Annotated in this window: 13 protein-coding genes and 1 pseudogene; 10 read left to right on the forward strand and 4 right to left on the reverse strand. The window is 41.2% G+C overall.

The genetic code is table 11. The features are described from left to right. Positions 1–266: 266 nt before the first annotated feature. The 9 genes from asnB (at position 267) to ABS766_RS16185 (ending at position 12,829) form a co-directional block, all read left to right on the forward strand. Entirely contained in the window at positions 267–1,886 is a 1,620-nt protein-coding gene (asnB, locus tag ABS766_RS16145) for an asparagine synthase B (protein WP_408086234.1), read from the forward strand. Positions 1,887–2,028: 142 nt separating this feature from the next. After that, entirely contained in the window at positions 2,029–3,606 is a 1,578-nt protein-coding gene (locus tag ABS766_RS16150) for a phage tail sheath family protein (protein ID WP_408086235.1), read from the forward strand. Positions 3,607–3,753: 147 nt separating this feature from the next. Continuing rightward, positions 3,754–5,694, forward strand: a complete 1,941-nt coding sequence (gene gyrB / locus ABS766_RS16155; protein WP_408086236.1) for a DNA topoisomerase (ATP-hydrolyzing) subunit B — start codon at positions 3,754–3,756, stop codon at positions 5,692–5,694. After that, positions 5,687–6,694, forward strand: coding sequence for a DUF6588 family protein (locus ABS766_RS16160; RefSeq protein WP_408086237.1), 1,008 nt, complete (start codon positions 5,687–5,689; stop codon positions 6,692–6,694). Before gyrB ends, ABS766_RS16160 begins: the two co-directional genes overlap by 8 nt. Before the next feature lie 26 nt (positions 6,695–6,720). After that, a complete protein-coding gene (gene mdh / locus ABS766_RS16165; RefSeq protein ID WP_408086238.1) occupies positions 6,721–7,653 on the forward strand; it encodes a malate dehydrogenase in 933 nt (310 codons plus the stop codon). Between the two features lie 151 nt (positions 7,654–7,804). Continuing rightward, the gene (gene secDF / locus ABS766_RS16170) at positions 7,805–10,762 is read left to right on the forward strand and encodes a protein translocase subunit SecDF (protein ID WP_408086239.1); all 2,958 of its coding nucleotides are present in this window, start codon (positions 7,805–7,807) and stop codon (positions 10,760–10,762) included. Positions 10,763–10,912: 150 nt separating this feature from the next. Then, complete coding sequence (locus ABS766_RS16175) at positions 10,913–11,617, forward strand: MotA/TolQ/ExbB proton channel family protein (RefSeq protein ID WP_408086240.1); 705 nt, start codon at positions 10,913–10,915, stop codon at positions 11,615–11,617. A gap of 2 nt (positions 11,618–11,619) precedes the next feature. Then, on the forward strand, positions 11,620–12,012 hold the full coding sequence (locus ABS766_RS16180; protein ID WP_408086241.1) for an ExbD/TolR family protein: 393 nt from the start codon (positions 11,620–11,622) through the stop codon (positions 12,010–12,012). Between the two features lie 7 nt (positions 12,013–12,019). Beyond that, positions 12,020–12,829, forward strand: a complete 810-nt coding sequence (locus ABS766_RS16185; RefSeq protein ID WP_408086242.1) for an energy transducer TonB family protein — start codon at positions 12,020–12,022, stop codon at positions 12,827–12,829. A 134-nt stretch (positions 12,830–12,963) separates the two neighbouring features. On the opposite strand, the gene lgt is transcribed toward ABS766_RS16185, so the two are convergent. From lgt to folE, 4 genes are read right to left on the reverse strand one after another with little or no spacing between them, the layout of a single operon-like run. Further along, positions 12,964–13,911 (reverse strand): prolipoprotein diacylglyceryl transferase, encoded by a 948-nt coding sequence (gene lgt, locus ABS766_RS16190; RefSeq protein WP_408086243.1) that lies wholly within the window; start codon positions 13,909–13,911, stop codon positions 12,964–12,966. Between the two features lie 60 nt (positions 13,912–13,971). Beyond that, positions 13,972–14,223 carry a membrane protein insertion efficiency factor YidD gene (gene yidD, locus ABS766_RS16195; RefSeq protein WP_408086244.1) on the reverse strand — a complete coding sequence of 84 codons (252 nt, stop codon included), beginning with the start codon at positions 14,221–14,223 and terminating at the stop codon, positions 13,972–13,974. An 8-nt stretch (positions 14,224–14,231) separates the two neighbouring features. Next, on the reverse strand, positions 14,232–15,713 hold the full coding sequence (gene cysS / locus ABS766_RS16200) for a cysteine--tRNA ligase (RefSeq protein WP_408086245.1): 1,482 nt from the start codon (positions 15,711–15,713) through the stop codon (positions 14,232–14,234). A 21-nt stretch (positions 15,714–15,734) separates the two neighbouring features. Then, positions 15,735–16,406: a GTP cyclohydrolase I FolE gene (folE, locus tag ABS766_RS16205; RefSeq protein WP_408086246.1), complete on the reverse strand. Its 672-nt coding sequence runs from the start codon at positions 16,404–16,406 to the stop codon at positions 15,735–15,737. Positions 16,407–16,694: 288 nt separating this feature from the next. On the opposite strand from folE, the pseudogene ABS766_RS16210 reads away from it, so the two are divergent. Beyond that, positions 16,695–20,640 (forward strand): annotated as a pseudogene (locus ABS766_RS16210) (hypothetical protein); the annotation flags it as partial.

Here is a 20,640-nt window from a genome sequence, read left to right on the forward strand (position 1 = left end):
TATAAATCAGTAAATAAAGAGAAATCAGAATTGATTATAAAAAAAAGGAGCTGTCCCTTTTGAGACAGCCCCTTTTTCTTTTTGTAAGCACTACGCAATAATTAATGGTTGTTAAGTTTATAATTTTATATAAATTAAATTTTTTGGTTTATATATGTAAGTATATAACGCCTTTATGTTTTAAAAATAAAACTATAAATACATCTTTGTCTTGTAAATAACAATTAACCGATTGTTTCACAATCTGGATAAAAAATAACAAGACTATGTGTGGTATTTTAGCAATTATCGGAAAAGGAAAAGATGAGGCTTTGGTAAAACAGCTTTCAAAACGCATGTCGCATCGCGGCCCGGACGAAAGTGATATTCATCTAACCGAAAATGGGCATATACTAAGCCATGAAAGGCTCTCTATTGTAGACCTGCATACTGGCAAACAACCCATACAGGGAACAAAAAATGCCTGGATGGTTCACAATGGCGAAATATATAACCATCAGAAACTTCGTGATAATGAGCTAAAGGACCATACATTCAGGACTACATCAGATTCTGAAGTAATTGTACACCTGTATGAGCAATACGGTTACGAATTTTGTGATATGCTGGATGGTATCTTTACGTTTGTTGTGATTGATGGCGACGATTTTATTGCAGCACGCGATCCGCTTGGTGTTAAGCCACTGTATTATGGCCTTGATGAAAGGGGCAGGATATATTTTGCCAGCGAAATGAAAGCCATTGCCGATCAGTGCCAGTCGTTTTCAACCTTTCCTCCGGGGCATTACTACACTCCCAAAACAGGTTTTGTAAAATATTACCGCCCACAGTGGGAAGATGCTGCCAAAGCAGAAGAAGCAGTAGATTATACCTCCATAAGGCAAAGCCTTACACAGGCAGTTGAAAAAAGGCTGATGAGCGATGTGCCTATCGGGGTATTGCTTTCGGGCGGGTTGGATAGTTCGATAACTTCATCAATTGCTGCCAGGTTGTTAAAAAACAGTAGTCAGCACAAGCTTCATTCATTTTCTATAGGGCTTGATGCCCTGGCGCCCGATACGCTTGCGGCACGCAAAGTGGCTGATTTTCTGGGAACAGAACACCATGAAATACACTTTACTATAGAGCAGGGTATAGAAATACTGGATAAATTAATATGGCACCTGGAAACGTATGATGTAACATCTATACGTGCCAGTACACCCATGTACTTTTTGAGCAAGGCAATAACAGATTTAGGTATAAAAGTGGTACTTTCCGGCGAAGGCAGCGATGAGATTTTTGGCGGATACCTGTATTTTCATAATGCGCCCACTCCGTTAGATTTTCAGAAAGAAACTATAGACCGGGTGCAGAAACTGTTTACAGCAGACTTGTTAAGGGCCGATAAAAGTACCATGGCACATGGGCTTGAAGCACGGGTACCGTTTTTAGACAAGGCATTTTTAGAAATGGCCATAAAAATAAAACCCCAAGCCAAACAACCCAAAACCCACGGCGGGGTAGAAAAATACATTTTAAGAAAAGCATTTGATACCCCGGAGCAGCCTTACCTGCCGGAAGAAGTTTTGTGGAGGCAAAAAGAGCAGTTTAGTGATGGGGTAGGATATAACTGGATTGATATGTTGATTGACTATTGCGCATCAAAAGTAACGGATGAAGAAATGGAAAAAGCTACAGAGCATTTTCCTTATAACACCCCCGCTACTAAAGAGGCTTATTATTACCGTAGTATATTCCATAAGCACTTTCCGCAGGTTAGCGCAGCACAGACAGTGCGTAAATGGATACCCAAGTGGCAGGCCAATACAGACCCAAGTGGCCGTGCCAATGCAGCCCATGTAAAAGCAGATACCTTAATTGCACAAAATAAAATAGCCGTTTAGTTTTATAATATGTTCAGGTTTTTTAGAATTTAGTTTGTTTGTTTGTGGAGATGCATCCCGGCCAATGGCCGGGATCATTTTTTTAAAATTTATGGGTTAATATTTTATATATTAGTGTATATCAACCAAACAATCTTTATTTATGCTTAACAATATTAAAACTCCGGGTGTTTATATTAATGAAATAAATTCTTTTACAAATTCAGTAGCCCCGGTGGCTACTGCTATTCCTGCTTTTATTGGTTATACACCACAAGCAGTATATCAAGGTAAATCGTATGTAAATGTTGCTCAAAAAATTACTTCATTTGCAGAGTTTGTGTCTATTTATTGCTACCCGGACCCTGCGCCGCCGGCAAGTCCTGCAAAACAATATCAGCCACAGTATTACTTAGTAGAGCAAAAAAATATCCTTGCCAACAAGGCATATACAACTATAAGCGGTAAAAATTATGCCATTGTACCCGACCCTGATACCATTTATTATTTGTATAACAGCATACGGCTGTTTTACGAAAACGGTGGAGGCGATGCATACATTGTATCAGTGGGCACTTATGGGCAACCATTGGGAAATCCTCTAACACCGGGTAGCCAGATTGTAAATAATAACGTATTACTTACCGACCTTATAAGTGGCCTTGGGTTATTAAAGAATGAGGAGGAGCCTACTTTGTACATCTGCCCGGAGGCAACACTGCTTTCTGTGGCAGATAACGGCACATTAATGCAGCAAATGTTGCTGCAGGCCTCTGAAATGCAAACTGCTATAGCGGTATTTGATATTATTGGAGGGCGTAACCCAGACCCTCTTACCTACACTGATGATATTGCTACCTTTAGAGGTAATACAGGTGTACAGGGCTTAAGCTATGGCGCCGCATACTATCCGTTTATTGGTACCACTATTATGGATAATAGGGATGTTGATTATACAAACCTGTTTGGAGGCGATGTAAAAAAGCTGGAGCCATTTTTAAATTCCCCAGATAACCCCAACCCTTGGGTAGCAACCATATTGGCAATGATAGAAAACCCGGGCAGTAACCCGCTAACCACAACACAATACAACAATGCGCTGCTTAATGCAAGTAAAACCTACAGTCAAATTATAAAACACATACTGTTTGACGCCAACATACTGCCCCCCAGCGGAGCAATGGCAGGTGTTATTACAGTAACAGATAATGGAGTTGGCGTATGGGAAGCTCCGGCAAATACATCTATCATAGGGGCAGTATCATTACCCATACGCCTCTCTGATAGCCAACAGGCAGATTTGAATGTAGATATGAGTACAGGAAAATCAATCAATGCCATACGTTATTTTAATGGTTTAGGCATTCTTATATGGGGTGCGCGCACGCTTGATGGCAACAGCAATGACTGGCGCTATATTTCTGTAAGGAGGACCATGATATTTCTGGAGCAATCCTGTAAACGTGCTGCGCAGGCTTATGTATTTGAGCCTAATACTAAAAGCACATGGGAAGCAGTAAAATCATTGATTAGCAGTTTCTTAGTTTCTGTATGGAAAGAAGGCGGATTGCAGGGCGCTTCATCTTCAGATGCTTTTTATGTACAATGCGGCTTAGGTGTTACCATGACATCAGACGATATATTAAACGGTTTTATGAGGGTAACAATTGGAGTGGCAGTGGTAAGGCCTGCTGAATTTTTAGTAATAACTTTTTCGCAACAAATGGCAGAATCAAATTAGCTTTAATAATGTTTAAAAGGTTTTTGGCTTTTGTATTAATAAATTGTTAATAACTTAAAAACTAATTAGAGGCGATTTGTGGCATTATCTCTCGTGTTTTGCTATATTTGTTCGTTAAACTAAAAATTTTGCAAAGAACATAAATTTATGAGCGAAGAAGCAAAGAAAAACAATTATTCGGCAGACAGTATACAGGCCCTTGAGGGTATGGAGCATGTAAGGATGCGTCCGTCAATGTATATAGGCGATGTTGGTGTAAGAGGACTTCACCATCTTGTTTATGAAGTTGTAGATAACTCTATAGATGAGGCGCTTGCCGGTTATTGCGATACTATAAGCGTAGATATTAATGAAGATAACTCCATTACAGTAGAAGATAACGGCCGGGGTATACCGGTAGACATGCATAAAAAAGAAGGCGTTTCGGCCCTTGAGGTGGTAATGACCAAAATTGGCGCCGGCGGTAAATTTGATAAAGACTCGTATAAAGTTTCGGGTGGTTTGCATGGTGTGGGTGTTTCGGTAGTAAACGCACTTTCTACCCGCATGCATTCAACAGTATTTCGCGAAGGCGTAATTTATGAGCAGGAGTATGAAAGGGGTAAATCACTTTATCCGGTAAAACAAACTGGCACAACAGATAAAAGGGGTACCCGCCAAACGTTTTATCCTGACACCACTATTTTTACCCAAACGGTTGAGTTTTCTTATGATACGCTTGCGGCACGTATGCGTGAGCTTTCATACCTTAATAAAGGTATAACCATAACCCTTACCGATAAAAGGGAAAAAGATGATAAAGGAGAATTTAAGCACGATGTATTTTTCTCAGAAGAAGGGCTTAAAGAATTTGTAAGGTTTCTTGACGGTAACCGTGAGCCTATCATCTCTGATGTAATTAGTATGGAAACTGACAAGGGAGATGTGCCAGTAGAGGTCGCCCTTGTATATAATACTACGTATACCGAAAATATTTTTTCTTACGTAAATAATATAAATACCCACGAGGGGGGTACACACCTTTCCGGTTTCAGGAGGGGGCTTACAAATACCCTGAAAAAATATGCTGATAATTCCGGCTTGTTAGAAAAGCTGAAATTTGAAATTTCGGGCGATGACTTCCGGGAAGGGCTTACGGCAATTATATCGGTAAAAGTACAGGAGCCCCAGTTTGAGGGCCAGACCAAAACCAAGTTGGGTAACAGGGAGGTAGTAGCACCGGTAAGCCAGGCAGTAAGCGAAATGCTTGAAAATTACCTGGAAGAAAACCCTAATGATGCCAAAACCATTGTGCAGAAAGTAATACTTGCCGCACAGGCACGCCACGCGGCTAAAAAAGCCCGTGAAATGGTGCAACGCAAAACCGTTATGGGCGGTGGTGGTTTGCCCGGTAAACTAAGTGACTGCTCTGAGCAGGATCCTCAAAAATGCGAAATTTTCCTTGTAGAGGGAGATTCGGCAGGGGGTACTGCAAAACAGGGGCGTGACAGGGCGTTTCAGGCTATATTGCCGTTAAGGGGTAAAATACTTAACGTGGAAAAAGCCATGCAGCACAAAGTGTTTGAAAACGAAGAGATTAAAAATATATTTACGGCTCTTGGGGTAACCATTGGTACCGCCGAAGACAGTAAAGCGCTTAACCTGGAAAAACTACGCTATCATAAAGTGGTTATTATGTGTGATGCCGATGTTGATGGTAGCCATATATCTACCCTTATACTTACGTTCTTCTTCCGTTTTATGAAAGAGCTTATAGAAAATGGGCACGTTTATATAGCTACACCACCGCTTTATCTTGTAAAGAAAGGAAGCAAAAAAGAATATGCATGGACAGAGGTGCAACGCGACCAGGCATCTGAACGTATGGGTAGCGGTGTTTCTATCCAGCGCTATAAAGGTTTGGGAGAAATGAATGCCGAGCAGCTTTGGGATACTACTATGGATCCTGAGTACCGCACGCTAAGACAGGTGAGTATAGACAGCCTGGCAGAAGCCGACAGGATTTTTAGTATGCTGATGGGAGATGAGGTGCCGCCAAGGCGTGAATTTATTGAGAAAAATGCATCTTATGCTAATATAGATGCGTAAAATAGTTACAAAAGTGGTTGTTGCCGCAGGCCTGCTATGTACGGGCAAAGTTGTGGCGCAATCTGTTCCGGTTGAAGATTTTGGGCATCTGTTAAATGATGCCCTTTTTTTTTCTGATAAATATGTAACCCCGGCCACAGATGCAGCCATTTACCAGTCGGTTTCGGGATGGGTAAACAGTAATAAAAATACAGATCTCTGGGATGTTTCTTTTGGGTTGCATACCAACATATTTTTTACACCAAAAAGCGACCGGACGCTTACCATATATAACAGCGATTTTACTTTTTTTCAGTTAGAGCAAGGTACACAGGCTACTGTGCCAACAGCCTTAGGAGATAAAAAACAGGTATACCTTACCGGTATGCTGGGCGATGACGAAGTGCGCCTTGAAACCCCGCAGGGGATAAATATGGAAACCGTAGCTTACCCTTACCTTCAGGGGTCACTGGGGCTTGGGTTTGGTACAGCATTAGTAATTAAATATTCTCCCGAAGTTAAGCTTAAAAAAAGTAAATACCAGGTATATGGCCTGGGGCTGCAACACAGTATAAGCCAGTACATAAAACCTTTAAAAAACCGCAATATTTACCTGAGCCTGCTGGCTGCATTCAGTAAAGAAGATGTATGGTTTAATTTCCTGGATGTACAAACTGACTACGGTACCCTGGGTATTAGCCAGATAAACGGACTTGTAGATACCTGGCAGTTTCAGCTCACGGCTTCTAAAGTGTATGGCAACTGGGAGCCTTTGGCCACCTTTATGGTTACCACAAGCGAGGTAAAATATAAAGTAGGGGGTGAGCGTGGCAGTATAGAAGATGTAATTCCTGTACAGCAGGTGGTTAATGATGGCCTTAAGGAAATTTATAAAACAAGGGTAAATTATATAGGTGAGGCCGGTGTAACCTTTAATAAGGGCAATTTTAATGTACAAGGTATACTTGCTTTTGGTAAATTTGTAAATACTAATGTTTCTGTACATTATTTAATCAATTAAACCAAATCCTTAAAAATTAATATATTATGAAAGTAACAATAGTGGGCGCCGGCAACGTAGGTGCAACCTGTGCAGATGTAATTGCATACAGGGGTATTGCAAGCGAAATAGTTTTATTAGATATAAAAGAAGGCTTTGCCGAAGGCAAAGCTATGGATATGATGCAGTGCGCCCCCACAACAGGCTTTAATACTAGGGTAGTGGGTACTACCAAAGATTATAGTAAAACAGCAAACAGCAGCGTTGTGGTTATTACATCGGGTGTGCCCCGTAAACCGGGCATGACCCGCGAAGAGCTTATAGGTATTAATGCCGGTATTGTAAAAGAAGTAGCCGAAAATATTTTGCAGCATTCACCAGATGCCATTATAGTAGTGGTTAGCAACCCTATGGATACTATGGCATACCTTACCCTCAAAGCAACAGGCCTGCCTAAAAACAGGGTAATAGGTATGGGTGGTGCGCTTGATAGTTCTCGTTTTAAATACTTCCTGTCTCAGGCGCTTGATAAACCAGCATGGGATATCCATGGTATGGTAATAGGCGGGCATGGCGATACCACCATGATACCCCTTACACGCCTGGCTTCTTATAGCGGCAGCCCGGTTTCGCAATTTCTTTCTGCAGAAGAACTGGATAAAGTAGCTGCAGATACTATGGTAGGCGGGGCTACATTAACTAAGCTTTTGGGCACATCGGCATGGTATGCACCGGGAGCTTCTGTGGCGTATCTGGTAGACAGTATAGTTAACGACCAAAAGAAAATGATACCCTGCTCTGTAATGTTGGAAGGCGAATACGGGCAGAGTGATATATGTATAGGTGTGCCTTGTATAATAGGCAAAAATGGCATTGAGGAAATTGTTGATATTAGCCTTAATGAGGAAGAAAAGGAAAAATTTGCAAAGAGCGCTGAAGCCGTTAGAAACATGAATGAAGCGCTTAAGGAAATACTGTAGCAATATTTACGCTTTACGGTAAAACTATATTTGGGCTGCCAAAGGGCAGCCCTTTTTTTTAAGATATATTTTAGAAATAAATTGGTTAATCGTATGGTAAATTATATATTTGCTCGTTTTTAAAAAAATGGAATAATTAATTTTAACAAGAATGCAGAATAAGGGACTCGTTAAATTTTTCGCAATTATTTTTGCGTTAGTATGTATCTACCAGCTTTCTTTCACATTTGTTGCCAGTAATATAGAGGACAACGCTAAGGCTTATGCCAATGGGGATGCTAACAAAGAGGTTGAATACTTAGACTCTATAGGAGACCAGAAAGTGTATCCCGTTTTTGGTTATACCTATGATGAAGTAAAAAACAAGCAAATTAATAAAGGGCTTGACCTTGAAGGTGGTATAAATGTGATGCTTGAAATATCTGTAAAAGATATTTTAAAAGGGCTTGCAAACAACAGCACTAATGCTGTTTTTAACCAGGCGCTGGACCAGGCAACAAGAGAGCGAGAGGGCAACCAGGACTATATTGATGCCTTTTTTATTGCATTTAAAGATGTGTCTCAGGGTAAAGTAAAACTTGCTTCACCTGAAATATTTACCAACAGGATTAACGATCCGGCTATTACTACTGATATGACGGATGACCAGGTAGAGGCCGTAATCCGTAAAAAAGTAAGCGAATCGTTAGACAGTGCCTTCCGCGTACTTGTTGAGCGTATTGATAAATTTGGCGTTGTGCAGCCAAACATCCAGAAACTGGGTGAGTCTGGCCGTATTATGGTTGAATTGCCGGGCGCTAAAGATATAGACCGTGCTAAAAAATTACTTCAGAGTACAGCACAGCTTGAGTTTTGGGAAACGTTTAAAGGTTCAGAAGTTCAGCAGTTTTTTTATACAGCTAATGAAACATTAAAAGCCACTGAAAAATCTGATAAGCCATCTACTGAAGAGACAGCTACTAAAGTTAATGACTCTATTGAGAAACTTCTTGGTGCTTCTTCAGATTCTGCTACTCCTGCTAAAGGCAACAACCCGTTGTTTGACCTTTTACAGATTAACCCTTCGCAAAGCCCTATTGTAGGTGTTGCGGCTGCTAAAGACACTAAAAAGATAAGCGGTTACCTTAACAGGGCTGATATCCGCGCGCTACTTCCTTCTGAAATGCGTTATGTGCGTTTTGCATGGGGTAAGGCCGATAAAGATAATAACACGGTAGAATTATATGCACTTAAAGGCAACAGGGAAAATATACCGCCATTGGCAGGTAATGTAATTACCGGTGCCAGCAATACATTTGACCAGTTTAGCCGTCCGTCTGTAGAAATGCAGATGAACACCAAAGGCGCCCAGAAATGGGAAGAACTTACTGGTAAAGCCTACCGCGAAGGAGGAAACATTGCCATAGTGCTGGATAGCGTGGTGTATTCTGCACCAAGTGTAACTTCGGGCCCTATTGCAGGTGGTAACTCACAAATTACAGGTAGTTTTGATGTAACCGAAACAAAAGATTTAGCCAACATATTAAGGGCAGGTAAACTTCCTGCTTCAGCAGATATTGTACAGTCAGAAGTGGTAGGTCCGTCATTAGGACAGGAAGCTATAGATAGTGGTATTACCTCTTCAATAGTTGGTTTATTACTTATCTCATTATGGATGATTGTTTACTACGGCAAAGCCGGTTGGTTTGCCAACATTGCGCTTGTGGTTAACTTACTATTCCTTTTTGGTGTACTTGCAAGTATTGGTGCGGTATTAACGCTTCCGGGTATTGCTGGTATTGTGTTAACAATGGGTACAGCGGTAGATGCCAACATTATTATATATGAGCGGGCAAAAGAAGAACTGCGATCCGGTAAAACACTTGCAGAGTCTATAAAGATTGCTTATAGCTGGAAAGGTGCCATGTCTGCCATTGTAGATGCTAACGTTACTACATTCCTTACAGGTTTGGTGCTATTAATATTTGGTACAGGCCCGGTTAAAGGTTTTGCTACAACATTACTTATAGGTATTCTTACATCACTGTTTACGGCTATATTTATTACAAGGATATTTCTTGATACCAGCGCAGTTAAAAACGGTAACATCACTTTTGATACGTCAATGTCTAAAAACTGGTTCAGGAATTTCCACTTTAACTTCCTGGGCAAAAAGAAACTTGCTTATATTATATCAGGTGTACTTATAGTGGCAAGTTTTGTGTCGTTCTTTACCAATGGGCTTGACCAGGGTATCGATTTTGTAGGTGGACGTACTTTCCAGGTAAGGTTTGATAAACCGGTTTCTGCTGACGATGTAAGGCAAACCCTTTCTGCCGAAAATGTGTTTGGCGGTGGTGTAGATGCCAAAGTATTTGGTGAAGATAACCAGTTACGTATAACTACAAAATACAAAGTTAATGAGCACGGAGTAGAGGTAGACCAGGAGGTTAACAAATTAATGTATGATAACCTTAAAAAATATTATTCAACACAACTATCGTATGATGATTTTGTAAACGGTCATGATGGAAAACAGTACGGTATTATGCAGGCTGTTAAAGTAGGGCCTACCATTGCAGATGATATTAAAACAGACTCATACTGGGCTGTAGCAGGCTCGCTGGTTATTGTGTTCCTGTACCTGATGCTGAGCTTCAGGAGGTGGCAATATAGCCTTGGTGCGGTAGCGGCCGTAGCGCATGATGTTATTATAGTATTGGGTATTTACTCGGCATTCTATAAAATTGCGCCGTTCCAGATGGAAATGAACCAGCACTTTATTGCAGCGATACTTACCGTTATTGGTTACTCCTTAAATGATACCGTAATTGTGTTTGACAGGGTTAGGGAGTTTCTTGCCGGTAAAACAAAAGGTACATTCTTTGAAATTGTAAATAAGTCTATAAATACTACCATATCCAGAACGATAAATACATCGCTTACGGTAATATTTGTATTGCTTATCATGTTTATTTTTGGAGGTGATTCTATCCGAGGATTTATTTTTGCAATGCTTGTAGGTATTGTGGTTGGTACATATTCATCATTGTTTATTGCTACGCCAATATTGGTAGATACTACTCCGGAATCTGAAAAAGAGAAAATTGAAGAGCAGCATAACGAATAAACGCTGTAACAGACAATAATATAAGGCCTGCTGATTCAGCAGGCCTTTTTTAATTTATAAGAGTTTGGCCTGATATTGGATGTAAAGCAATTTTTAAACTATCTTAGCGTTAATTTTTAAAAGGAAAACTTTAAAACGGATAAATTTTTTATGCAGAACTTACAAGACGTTGACACCCTTGCCACAGCAACCGATGCTGCACTAACCGGGGAACCTGTTGAAAAAACATTATCAATTTGGGAACTGCTTACCAGCGGTGGGCTTGCCGGCCAGATTATTATGGTGATTTTGGCACTTTTACTTTTTGTAGCCATTTACCTTTATATAGAAAGGACACTGGCGCTTAAAGAAGCTTCTAAAATTGATAAGGGCTTTATGAACCAGATTAGGGACCATATAACCCACAGGCGTTTTGATAGTGCAAAGCTGCTGTGCCAGCATACCAATTCACCCGTTTCAAGACTGGTTGAAAAAGGTATTTCGCGTATTGGCAAACCGCTAGAAGATATTAACACGGCTATAGAAAATGCAGGTAAGCTTGAAATTTATAATCTGGAAAAAAATGTAAGTATACTGGCTACCATATCGGGAGCCGGGCCTATGATTGGGTTTTTAGGTACTGTTGTAGGTATGATACTTGTTTTCTTTAATATAGAAAAAGGTGGCGGTCAGATACAGATAGACCTGCTTGCCGGTGGTATTTATACGGCTATGACTACTACTGTAGTGGGGCTTATTGTAGGGGTTTTTGCGTATATTGGCTATAACCACCTTGTAGTAAAAACAGATAAGATTGTAAACCAGATGGAAGCTACTGCCGTAGAGTTTCTGGATTTATTAAATGATCCGGTATAATTATGAAGTTTAGAAGCAGAAACAGGGTAACGCCGGAATTCAATATGTCGTCTATGACGGATATAGTGTTCCTGTTATTAATATTTTTTGTGCTTACCTCTACCATGGTAACACAAAACGCTTTAGACATTAACCTGCCAAAAGCGCAGGGTAAAACAGAGAACAACCAGAATGTAGCGGTAAACATAACTAAAGACCTTGCTTATTATATTGATAACGAGCAGGTAGACGAGGCAAACCTTGAAGCGCAGTTAATGCAGCTTTTAGGTAACAACGAAAATAAAGCCATTATTTTAAGGGCAGAACAGGGTGTGCCAATTGAAAAAGCCGTATCTGTTATGGATATAGCCTACAGGAATAAATTTAAAATTGTATTGGCGGTAGACCCTAAATAATTTCACTATGAAATATTTAGAAACAAAAAACGAAAGGATATCATTTACGGTGGCAACAGTAATATTGCTATTGTTAGCGCTACTGTGCATTCTTTTTAGCCTAAGTTATTTTGACCCACCACCGGAAAATGGCATAGCCATAAACTTTGGTACCAGTGATGTGGGTATGGGCGATATACAGCCTACCGAGCCTGTACGCTCTGCACCGCAGCCAACACCCACACCGCCGCAAACTGCCCCTGTTGAGGAGCAGGTAGTAACCCAGGATGTGGAGGACGCACCGGTTATCAGCAATGAAAAGCCTACAAAACAACCTCCTAAAGAGCAGGTAAAGCCTACCCCTAAGCCCACACCTGCCCCGCCCACACCCTCAAAAGCTACTAATGATGCGCTTAACAGCCTTATTAATGGCCCTAAAAGCGATGGAAAGGCTAATGGCGGAGAGGGCAATGATAATAAAGCCGGAGACAAAGGCCGCATTGACGGTACCCTTGGTGGCGATTATAATGGTGGCAGCGGAGGCGGAAATACCCGTGGCGGTAATGGAAATTACCAATTGGGTAACCGTGGTGCACTTGCTAAGCCGTCTCCTAAGTACACCTGTAATGAACAGGGCACTGTAGTGGTTCAAATATCAGTAAACCGTAGCGGTAAGGTTATAGAAGCTAACTCTGGCGTACGTGGTACTACCAATGCCGCAAGCTGCCTTTTAGAGCAGGCACGTATTGCAGCTATGAATACTACCTGGGAACCAGACCCTGATGCGCCGGACAAACAAATTGGTAAGATTATATATAACTTTAAGCTTACAGACTAATTGATGATATTATAGTTGCTATATTCTTTCTATCATAGAGAATCAGCACACAGCGTAAATATAAAAAACACAAAAAACAAGGCGGCTAAAATACTTTAGCCGCCTTGTTTTTTAGTATATATATTATCCTTATATCATAATGTTTCTGTTCTTTTCTTTGCAGTAAATATAAGATAGATACCAACAATTATAAACGGTATACTAAGCCATTGTCCGGTAGAGAGTATAGGATTTTCTCCTTCTATGCCACCCTGACTTTGTTTTACAAATTCAACTATAAAACGGACGGTCCATAGTAATATAAGGAATACCCCGAATATAAGCCCGTGATGTTTTCTGGCAGGGGTTTTCCAGTACATATAAAACACAACAAGGAAAACAAAAATATAGCAAAAAGCTTCATATAACTGCGCCGGGTGCCTGTAAGGTATAGTGGCCAGTACATCAGAAAACCTTGGGTCATGCTCAATCATATCATATGCCTGGTTAGCGGTTGTTGCCCCGGTTTTGTGCATGGCAGCATACTTGTTAAGGTGGTCTTCGCCACGTATAAAACGTACCGCAGTAGGCAGGTCGGCAGAGGTAGGGTTGCCTAAAATTTCACTATTAAAAAAGTTTCCTATCCTCACAAAAATACCACCGCATGCCACAGGTATTACTATACGGTCTAATACCCAAAGCACAGGGCGGTGTATTACTTTTTTACTGTATAGTATAACGGCAAGTACAATACCAATAGCCGCACCATGGCTGGCAAGCCCTGCAAAGCCTGTAAATTCAAATTCGCCGTTTTCATCCCACCTAAAGGGTAGTAGTATCTCTGCTTTGTGTTCACTAAAATAAGGCCAGTCATAAAAAAACACATGCCCAAGCCTTGCGCCAAGCAGTGTGGCAACAATAGTATATATAAACAGTTTATCAAGCTTTTCGTTTGATTCGCCTTCGCGGTCAAATATTTTTTTCATTATGTACCACCCAAGCCCAAAAGCTACAACAAACATAAGGCTGTAAATTCTGAGTGTTAAAGGGCCTAAAGAAAAGCCTTCGCTTGGGTTCCAGGTAATGCTTAAGGGGTGTATCATGTATTGTGTTTTATTAGTTTGTATTACAAATATAAAATTTGTTACACGGTATACGGTTAATTAATGTTTATGGCTACAGGTTTTCTGTGGCACAGGGTCATACCCTTTGCCACCCCAGGGGTTGCAGCTTGCAATACGTTTTATGCCAAGCCATCCGCCTTTAAACAGTCCATGTATTTTTAAGGCTTCAATAGTATATTGGGAGCAGGTAGGAGTATAACGGCATGCCGAAGGCAAAAATGGAGAAATTAACGTTTGGTATACCCTGATAAGGAACACAAAAGGCATTATTGCCAGTTGGCCTGCTTTCATACGCTTTTTTAGTTTATACTGAAGGTTGTACCTTCTTTAGTATCTTTAAGCTCTATGCCCATGCTGGTAAGTTTATTCCTGATTTCATCAGAAAGGCTAAAGTTTTTATTGGCCCGGGCTTCCTTACGCATTTCAATAAGCATGTTTACTACACCTTCCAGCTTTTCATTACTGCCATCACTGCCTTTTTCATCTTTAAGCCCGAGTACATCAAATACAAAAGCATGCATTGTTTTTGATAGTGTTTCTATATCTGTAGCAGATAATGATTCTTTTTTCTCTTTTAACAGGTTTATATAATGTACGCCTTCAAAAAGCTGTGCAATAAGTATAGGGCTGTTAAAGTCATCATTCATGGCATCGTAGCAAGCCTGTTTCCATGCATTAATATCAAGCGTAGAGCTATTGGCAGGGTTAAGGTGTATAATGGTTTCTAAGGCTTCCATAAGGCGGTTGTAGCCTTTCTCGGCAGCCAGTATGGCATCATTACTAAAGTCAAGCACGCTCCTGTAATGTGCCTGTAGTATAAAGAAACGCACTACCGCAGGCGAAAAAGGTTTACTTAATTTATCGTTATTGCCGGTAAAAATCTCCCTTGGCAAAATGTTATTACCGGTAGATTTAGACATTTTTTTGCCGTTTAGAGTAAGCATGTTGGCGTGCATCCAGTAGTTAACCGGAGACTGCCCGGTAGCCGCTTCGTTTTGTGCAATTTCGCATTCATGGTGCGGAAACTTAAGATCCATACCCCCGCCATGTATATCAAAATGTTTGCCCAGGTATTTGGTGCTCATACTTGTACACTCTAAGTGCCACCCGGGGAAACCATCGCCCCAGGGCGAAGGCCATCGCATAATATGTTGAGGCTCTGCTTTTTTCCATAAGGCAAAATCAGCAGGGTTGCGTTTTTCGTCCTGTCCGGCAAGTTCGCGGGAGTTAGAAAGCATATCATCCAAATTGCGCCCGCTTAACTGCCCGTAATTATGGGTTTTGTTAAATGTAACCACATCAAAATACACAGAGCCGTTGCTTTCATAAGCAAATCCGTTGGACATTATTTCTTTAATGGTTTCAATCTGCTCTATTATATGTCCGGTAGCGGTAGGCTCTATACTGGGAGGCAGGTTGTTAAACAACTCAAGTATCTGGTGGAAATCAACAGAATATTGCTGTACAATTTCCATAGGCTCCAGTTTTTCCAAACGGGCTTTTTTTGCAATTTTATCTTCGCCTTCATCAGCATCATCTTCAATATGGCCTACATCGGTAATATTGCGCACATAGCGCACTTTGTACCCCAAATGCTTAAGGTATCGGTACACGAGATCAAAAGAAATAAAGGTGCGGCAATTACCCAAATGCACATTGCTGTATACTGTAGGGCCGCAAACATACATACCTACAGATCCCTGGTGTATGGGGGTAAAAACTTGTTTTTCCCCGCTTAGCGAATTATAAATTTTAAGCGCCTGGTTTTGATAAAACTGCATGCTGTTTATATATTTTTACTGCTAAAATTGTGTGTCGAGCTGAATATAATCTAAAAATTCTCGCCTAACATTTTCTTCTTTAAATTTACCTGAAAATTCTGAAGTAACAGTGCTGCTTTCAATATCGCGTATTCCCCTTGAATTTACACAGAGGTGCTTGGCATCTATCACACAGGCAACATCTTCTGTATTCAGTACTTTTTTGAGTTCTTCAACAATTTGTATAGTAAGGCGTTCCTGTACCTGCGGGCGTTTAGCATAATAATCTACAATGCGGTTCATTTTAGAAAGCCCAACAACCTTGCCGCTGGATATATAAGCTACATGGGCACGCCCAACAATAGGCAGCAGGTGATGCTCACAGGTAGAATATATGGTTATATTTTTCTCTACCAGCATTTCGCCATACTTATATTTGTTTTCAAATGTGCTTGGTATCGGTTTCCTTTCCGGATTTAAACCACCAAATATTTCCTTTACAAACATTTTTGCAACACGGTTTGGTGTCCCTTTCAGGCTATCGTCTGTCAAATCCATCCCAAGTGTGTTCAGTATGCTTTCAACATCCTTTTTTATAAGAGCTATTTTTTCATCATCGCTAAGTTCAAAGGCATTCTTCCTTAATGGAGTTTCTGCACTGGTGCCAATATGGTTTTCGCCCAGTTCATCTGTTGCGTTTTCGTTATTGATCATTATCTGTATTTAATCTTAAAATCTATTATTCTTTTATATAAAAAATGGTTTGCAAAGATAGTTATAAAAGTTTATTTAAAATTTAAAAACCAACAGGGCTGATTTTTATTATAATATGAACTTAAAAACACTTTTACTATGCTGGTAATTATAGTTTTGCGTTATTAATTGTAAAAGTGAGTAGGGTAAAGTTATTTTGAACTGTTTATTTAAAAAAATAACGTTTTGTGTTGCGTTTGTGTCAATTTATCGTAAATTTCGCGTTTAAAAAAATGTAGTTATATAAAAATGAAGAAGTTTTATACCCTCTCGCTATTCTTTTTATTATCAATCTCTGCTTTTTCACAAGCTCCGGGTCCAGACTGGTATGTACCTCCTGTGGATGATCCTGATGAAGAAGGTAATGTTACTGACCCGTTTTGTGCTGGTGGTTCTGAATATACTTTTCCCGGCGTTGCCGGTGGTTTTGGAGCAGGCAACATGGGGGGGGTTGACTGTTTAGGCTCTACCCCAAACCCGGTTTGGTATTATATGCAGATTGCTAATCCCGGAGATCTTGTATTTACGCTGGAACAAACCGCCTATGGAGGGGGGGGGATTGATGTTGACTTTGCGATATGGGGTCCTTTTGATTCTCCCGAAGAAGCACAACAGGCTGTACAGGATGACCCTGAACAGGGTGTTGTTGATTGTAGTTATTCTATTGATTCTGTAGAAATTATAGATATACCTGATGCACAGTCCGGAGAATTTTATCTTGTACTTATAACCAATTATAATGGTAGTGCAGGCGAAATAAGCCTTACACAAACGGGTGGTAGTGGTTCTACAAGCTGTGCCATTGTGTGCCCTATAAGTATAGGTGTAGATACAGAAATTTGCGAGGGTACATCTACTACGTTTGATGCTATACTGGGTGCTGATGACCTTGATCCGTCTGAAACTACCTACCAATGGTATTTTAATGGTGACCCTATAGAAGGCGCTACAGGGCCAAGCTATACGGCAAGCGAAGAGGGTACTTACTCTATAGTTGCTGTAAATCCGGGTTGTATAACAAATATGGAAGCTTCGGTAGAATTAACTTATGCACCTCCGGTTGTTGTTGAAGACCCCGAAAATCTGGAAGTATGCGCCAGTGCTACAAGCACAGGTCCTTATACGTATGATCTTACCGAAAATGATGAAGTGATTACCGAAGGGCAGGATCCTAATGATTATTATATTACCTATTTTAATACTGCACAAGAAGCTGATGAAGGTGGTGCCTATATTTTTCCTGCATCTGTATATCAGTCTAATGGTAATGAAACCATTTATGCGCGTATTGAAGATAACTTAGGATGTTATACTGTAAAATCTTTTCAGCTTTTGGTAAGCCCCGCACCACAACCAGCTAGCTTGCCAGATATATATATGTGTGATCTTGATGAAAACGGTTCTGAAACATTTGACCTTTCTCAACAGGATGCTTTAGCCCTTGCAGGGCTTAACCCAAATAATTATTATGTAAAATATTTTACTTCTAATGATGATGCAATTGCCAATACCGGCGATATAACAGATCCTACAGCCTACACAAGTACGGGAGAAACCATATTTGTACGTACTACAAATGTAAATAATGTAGATTGCTATTCGGTTGCTAATTTTGATGTTATAGTGTCTGATCTGCCAGATGTGCAGGCACCTGCTGATGCTTATGCCTGCAGTAATGACCCATATGTGTTGCCTGATCTGGTTTCAGGAAATTATTTTGATCAGACTGGCGGCGAAGGAACGGAATATTTTGCAGGAGATGTTATATCACAGAGCATGCTGCTTTATGTATATGATGAAGTAGGGGTAGCCCCTAATATTTGTTCTGATGAAGAAACGTTTACTGTAACTATAATAGAAAAACCAGAAGTTGATGAACCGGTTATAGAACCTGTGTGTAACAGTTATATATTACCGTCTCTTGGTACAGGTGATTATTATACCGAGCCTGGCGGAGCAGGAGATATGCTGCCAGCGGGTACAGAAATAACCGAAACAACTACGCTATATATTTATGCCGAAAATGGCTCGGCCGATACTGTCATATGTTCTGATGAATATGCTTTTAATATAACTATTACAAGCCCACCGTCAGTTGTTGAAGCTACACCGCTAGAAGCATGTGATGATAATAATGATGGAATAGCCGTTTTTGACCTTACCGAAGCAGGTGACGAAGTTGTTAATGGACAGAATAACCTTATGGTTAGTTATCATGAAACTTTTGATGATGCCAGTATTAATGGCGCAAACCCTATACCAAACCCTGATGAATATTCAGCAATTGTACCTACTGTATATATCAGGGTTGCCGAACCCGGCGCTGCTGAAGACTGTGCTTCTGTAGTACCTGTTGAGTTAATTGTACATGACAGGCCTGTTATTCCTGAAATTACAGATTATGAACTTTGTGATTATAATAACTCTCCTGATGGAGTTGAAATATTTGACCTTACCACTAAAGATGCTGAGGCTACAACAGAACCTACTGATATAGTGAGCTATTATACCAGTGAGGAAGAAGCCGAAGCAGGTGATACCCCTATTACAAATGCAGCTACTTATGAGAGTACAACGGCTACAGTATGGGTACGCGTAGAAAATACATTTAGCTGCTATACTACTGCGCCTGTTAATTTAGTTGTAAACCCGTTGCCTGAAATAAATATGGCTATGGAGCCGCTTTATGCCTGTGAGGAAACACCGGGACAAGGTGTTTTTGACCTGAGTGTATTACCGTCAGAAATTCTTCAGCAGGTTTCTGGTTTTGCAGTCACCAATTATATTAATTTTAATGATGCCGACCAAGGTAATGATAACATGCTTGGGGATACTTATACAGCAGCATCTTCAGTTATCTATACAAGGGTAGAAAATGTAGAAACAGGCTGTTATATTGTTACTGAAACACAACTTGAAGTACTACCTGCACCTATTGCTCCGGAGTTGGATCCGCTACAGGAGTGCGACTCTAATAATGACGGCTTTGCAATGTTTGATTTAAATACAGCATTAAACCAGATATATGACGCCTTAGGAGATGTAGACCTTTCTGTGCATGAAACTTATGATGATGCCGTTTATGATGCTAACCCGGTAGATAACGTAGGAACTTATACCAATGTGAATTATGGCGGGCAAACTTTGTGGATACGCGTACAGGCAGCACAGACGGATTGCTTTGACATCGCGGAGCTTCAGCTGATTGTCAACCCGGTACCAGAGGCGGTAACGCCGGGGGATTATGCCCTGTGTGACAACGGGCAGGACGATACCGACGGGCAGGCCATTTTTGACCTTGGCACCGTAGCGGAAGAAGTACTGGGCGGCTTAGACCCTTCGCTGTACAGTGTAAGCTATTATGATGATGAGACGAATGCCGAAAACGGCGTATCGCCCATTACCACCCCGGGTGCGTACCTTAGCCCTACGTCTACGGTGTACATCCGTGTTACCGAAAACGCCACAGGCTGTTATGATGTAGTGGCGCTGGAACTGATTGTGAACCCGCTGCCGGTAGTGAGCAACCCGGTACCTTACAGCCTTTGCGATGAGGACAACCCGGGCGATGAGCAGGAAGTATTTGACCTGACCACCAAGATAGACGAGATCACCGGCGGAGCCGATGGGGTAACAGTAACCTTCCACGATACCTACCAGGAAGCCGAAGGCAATACCAATGCCATTGCCACCCCGGATGCCTACACCAACACCGCTACGGTAGAAACCCTTTTTGTACGGGTAACCGATAACGAGACCGGCTGCTACCGTATCGTATTACTGGATGTGCGTGTAGAGCCGCTACCGGTAATCGTGCCGCCTACCCAGGAAGACCTGACTGCCTGCGATACCAACGGTATGGGCATTGGGGTATTTGACCTGGAGGCGCTGATAGAAGATATGGTAAACAACGGCGCAGGCCTTGCGGTTACCTTCCACGAAACCCCGGAAGACGCCCAGAGCGGCCTGAACCCGATAACAAATACAGAGGCTTACCAGAACTCTGACCCGTACCTGCAGTACCTGTATGTGAGGGTAGAGAACACCCTTACCGGCTGTGTGAACTACGCCCCCTACCAGTTAACCCTTATTGTGGAACCTGCCCCGCAGGCCCCCGCTGTGGACGACCTGACCCAGTGTGACGATACAGACAACAACGGGCAGGACGGGCAGGCCTATTTTGACCTTACCGTGC

Origin of the sequence: Flavobacterium rhizosphaerae, from assembly GCF_046000445.1 — a bacterium.
In the GTDB taxonomy this organism is placed as follows: domain Bacteria; phylum Bacteroidota; class Bacteroidia; order Flavobacteriales; family Flavobacteriaceae; genus Flavobacterium; species Flavobacterium rhizosphaerae.

Bases quoted from the DNA above. Each gene is read 5' to 3' on its own strand.
- yidD (WP_408086244.1), bottom strand. From the start codon at position 14,223: ATGAAAGCAGGCCAACTGGCAATAATGCCTTTTGTGTTCCTTATCAGG.
- gyrB (WP_408086236.1), top strand. From the start codon at position 3,754: ATGAGCGAAGAAGCAAAGAAAAACAATTATTCGGCAGACAGTATACAG.
- ABS766_RS16180 (WP_408086241.1), top strand. From the start codon at position 11,620: ATGAAGTTTAGAAGCAGAAACAGGGTAACGCCGGAATTCAATATGTCG.
- mdh (WP_408086238.1), top strand. From the start codon at position 6,721: ATGAAAGTAACAATAGTGGGCGCCGGCAACGTAGGTGCAACCTGTGCA.
- lgt (WP_408086243.1), bottom strand. From the start codon at position 13,911: ATGATACACCCCTTAAGCATTACCTGGAACCCAAGCGAAGGCTTTTCT.
- asnB (WP_408086234.1), top strand. From the start codon at position 267: ATGTGTGGTATTTTAGCAATTATCGGAAAAGGAAAAGATGAGGCTTTG.
- ABS766_RS16160 (WP_408086237.1), top strand. From the start codon at position 5,687: ATGCGTAAAATAGTTACAAAAGTGGTTGTTGCCGCAGGCCTGCTATGT.
- ABS766_RS16175 (WP_408086240.1), top strand. From the start codon at position 10,913: ATGCAGAACTTACAAGACGTTGACACCCTTGCCACAGCAACCGATGCT.
- ABS766_RS16150 (WP_408086235.1), top strand. From the start codon at position 2,029: ATGCTTAACAATATTAAAACTCCGGGTGTTTATATTAATGAAATAAAT.
- secDF (WP_408086239.1), top strand. From the start codon at position 7,805: ATGCAGAATAAGGGACTCGTTAAATTTTTCGCAATTATTTTTGCGTTA.
- folE (WP_408086246.1), bottom strand. From the start codon at position 16,406: ATGATCAATAACGAAAACGCAACAGATGAACTGGGCGAAAACCATATT.
- ABS766_RS16185 (WP_408086242.1), top strand. From the start codon at position 12,020: ATGAAATATTTAGAAACAAAAAACGAAAGGATATCATTTACGGTGGCA.
- cysS (WP_408086245.1), bottom strand. From the start codon at position 15,713: ATGCAGTTTTATCAAAACCAGGCGCTTAAAATTTATAATTCGCTAAGC.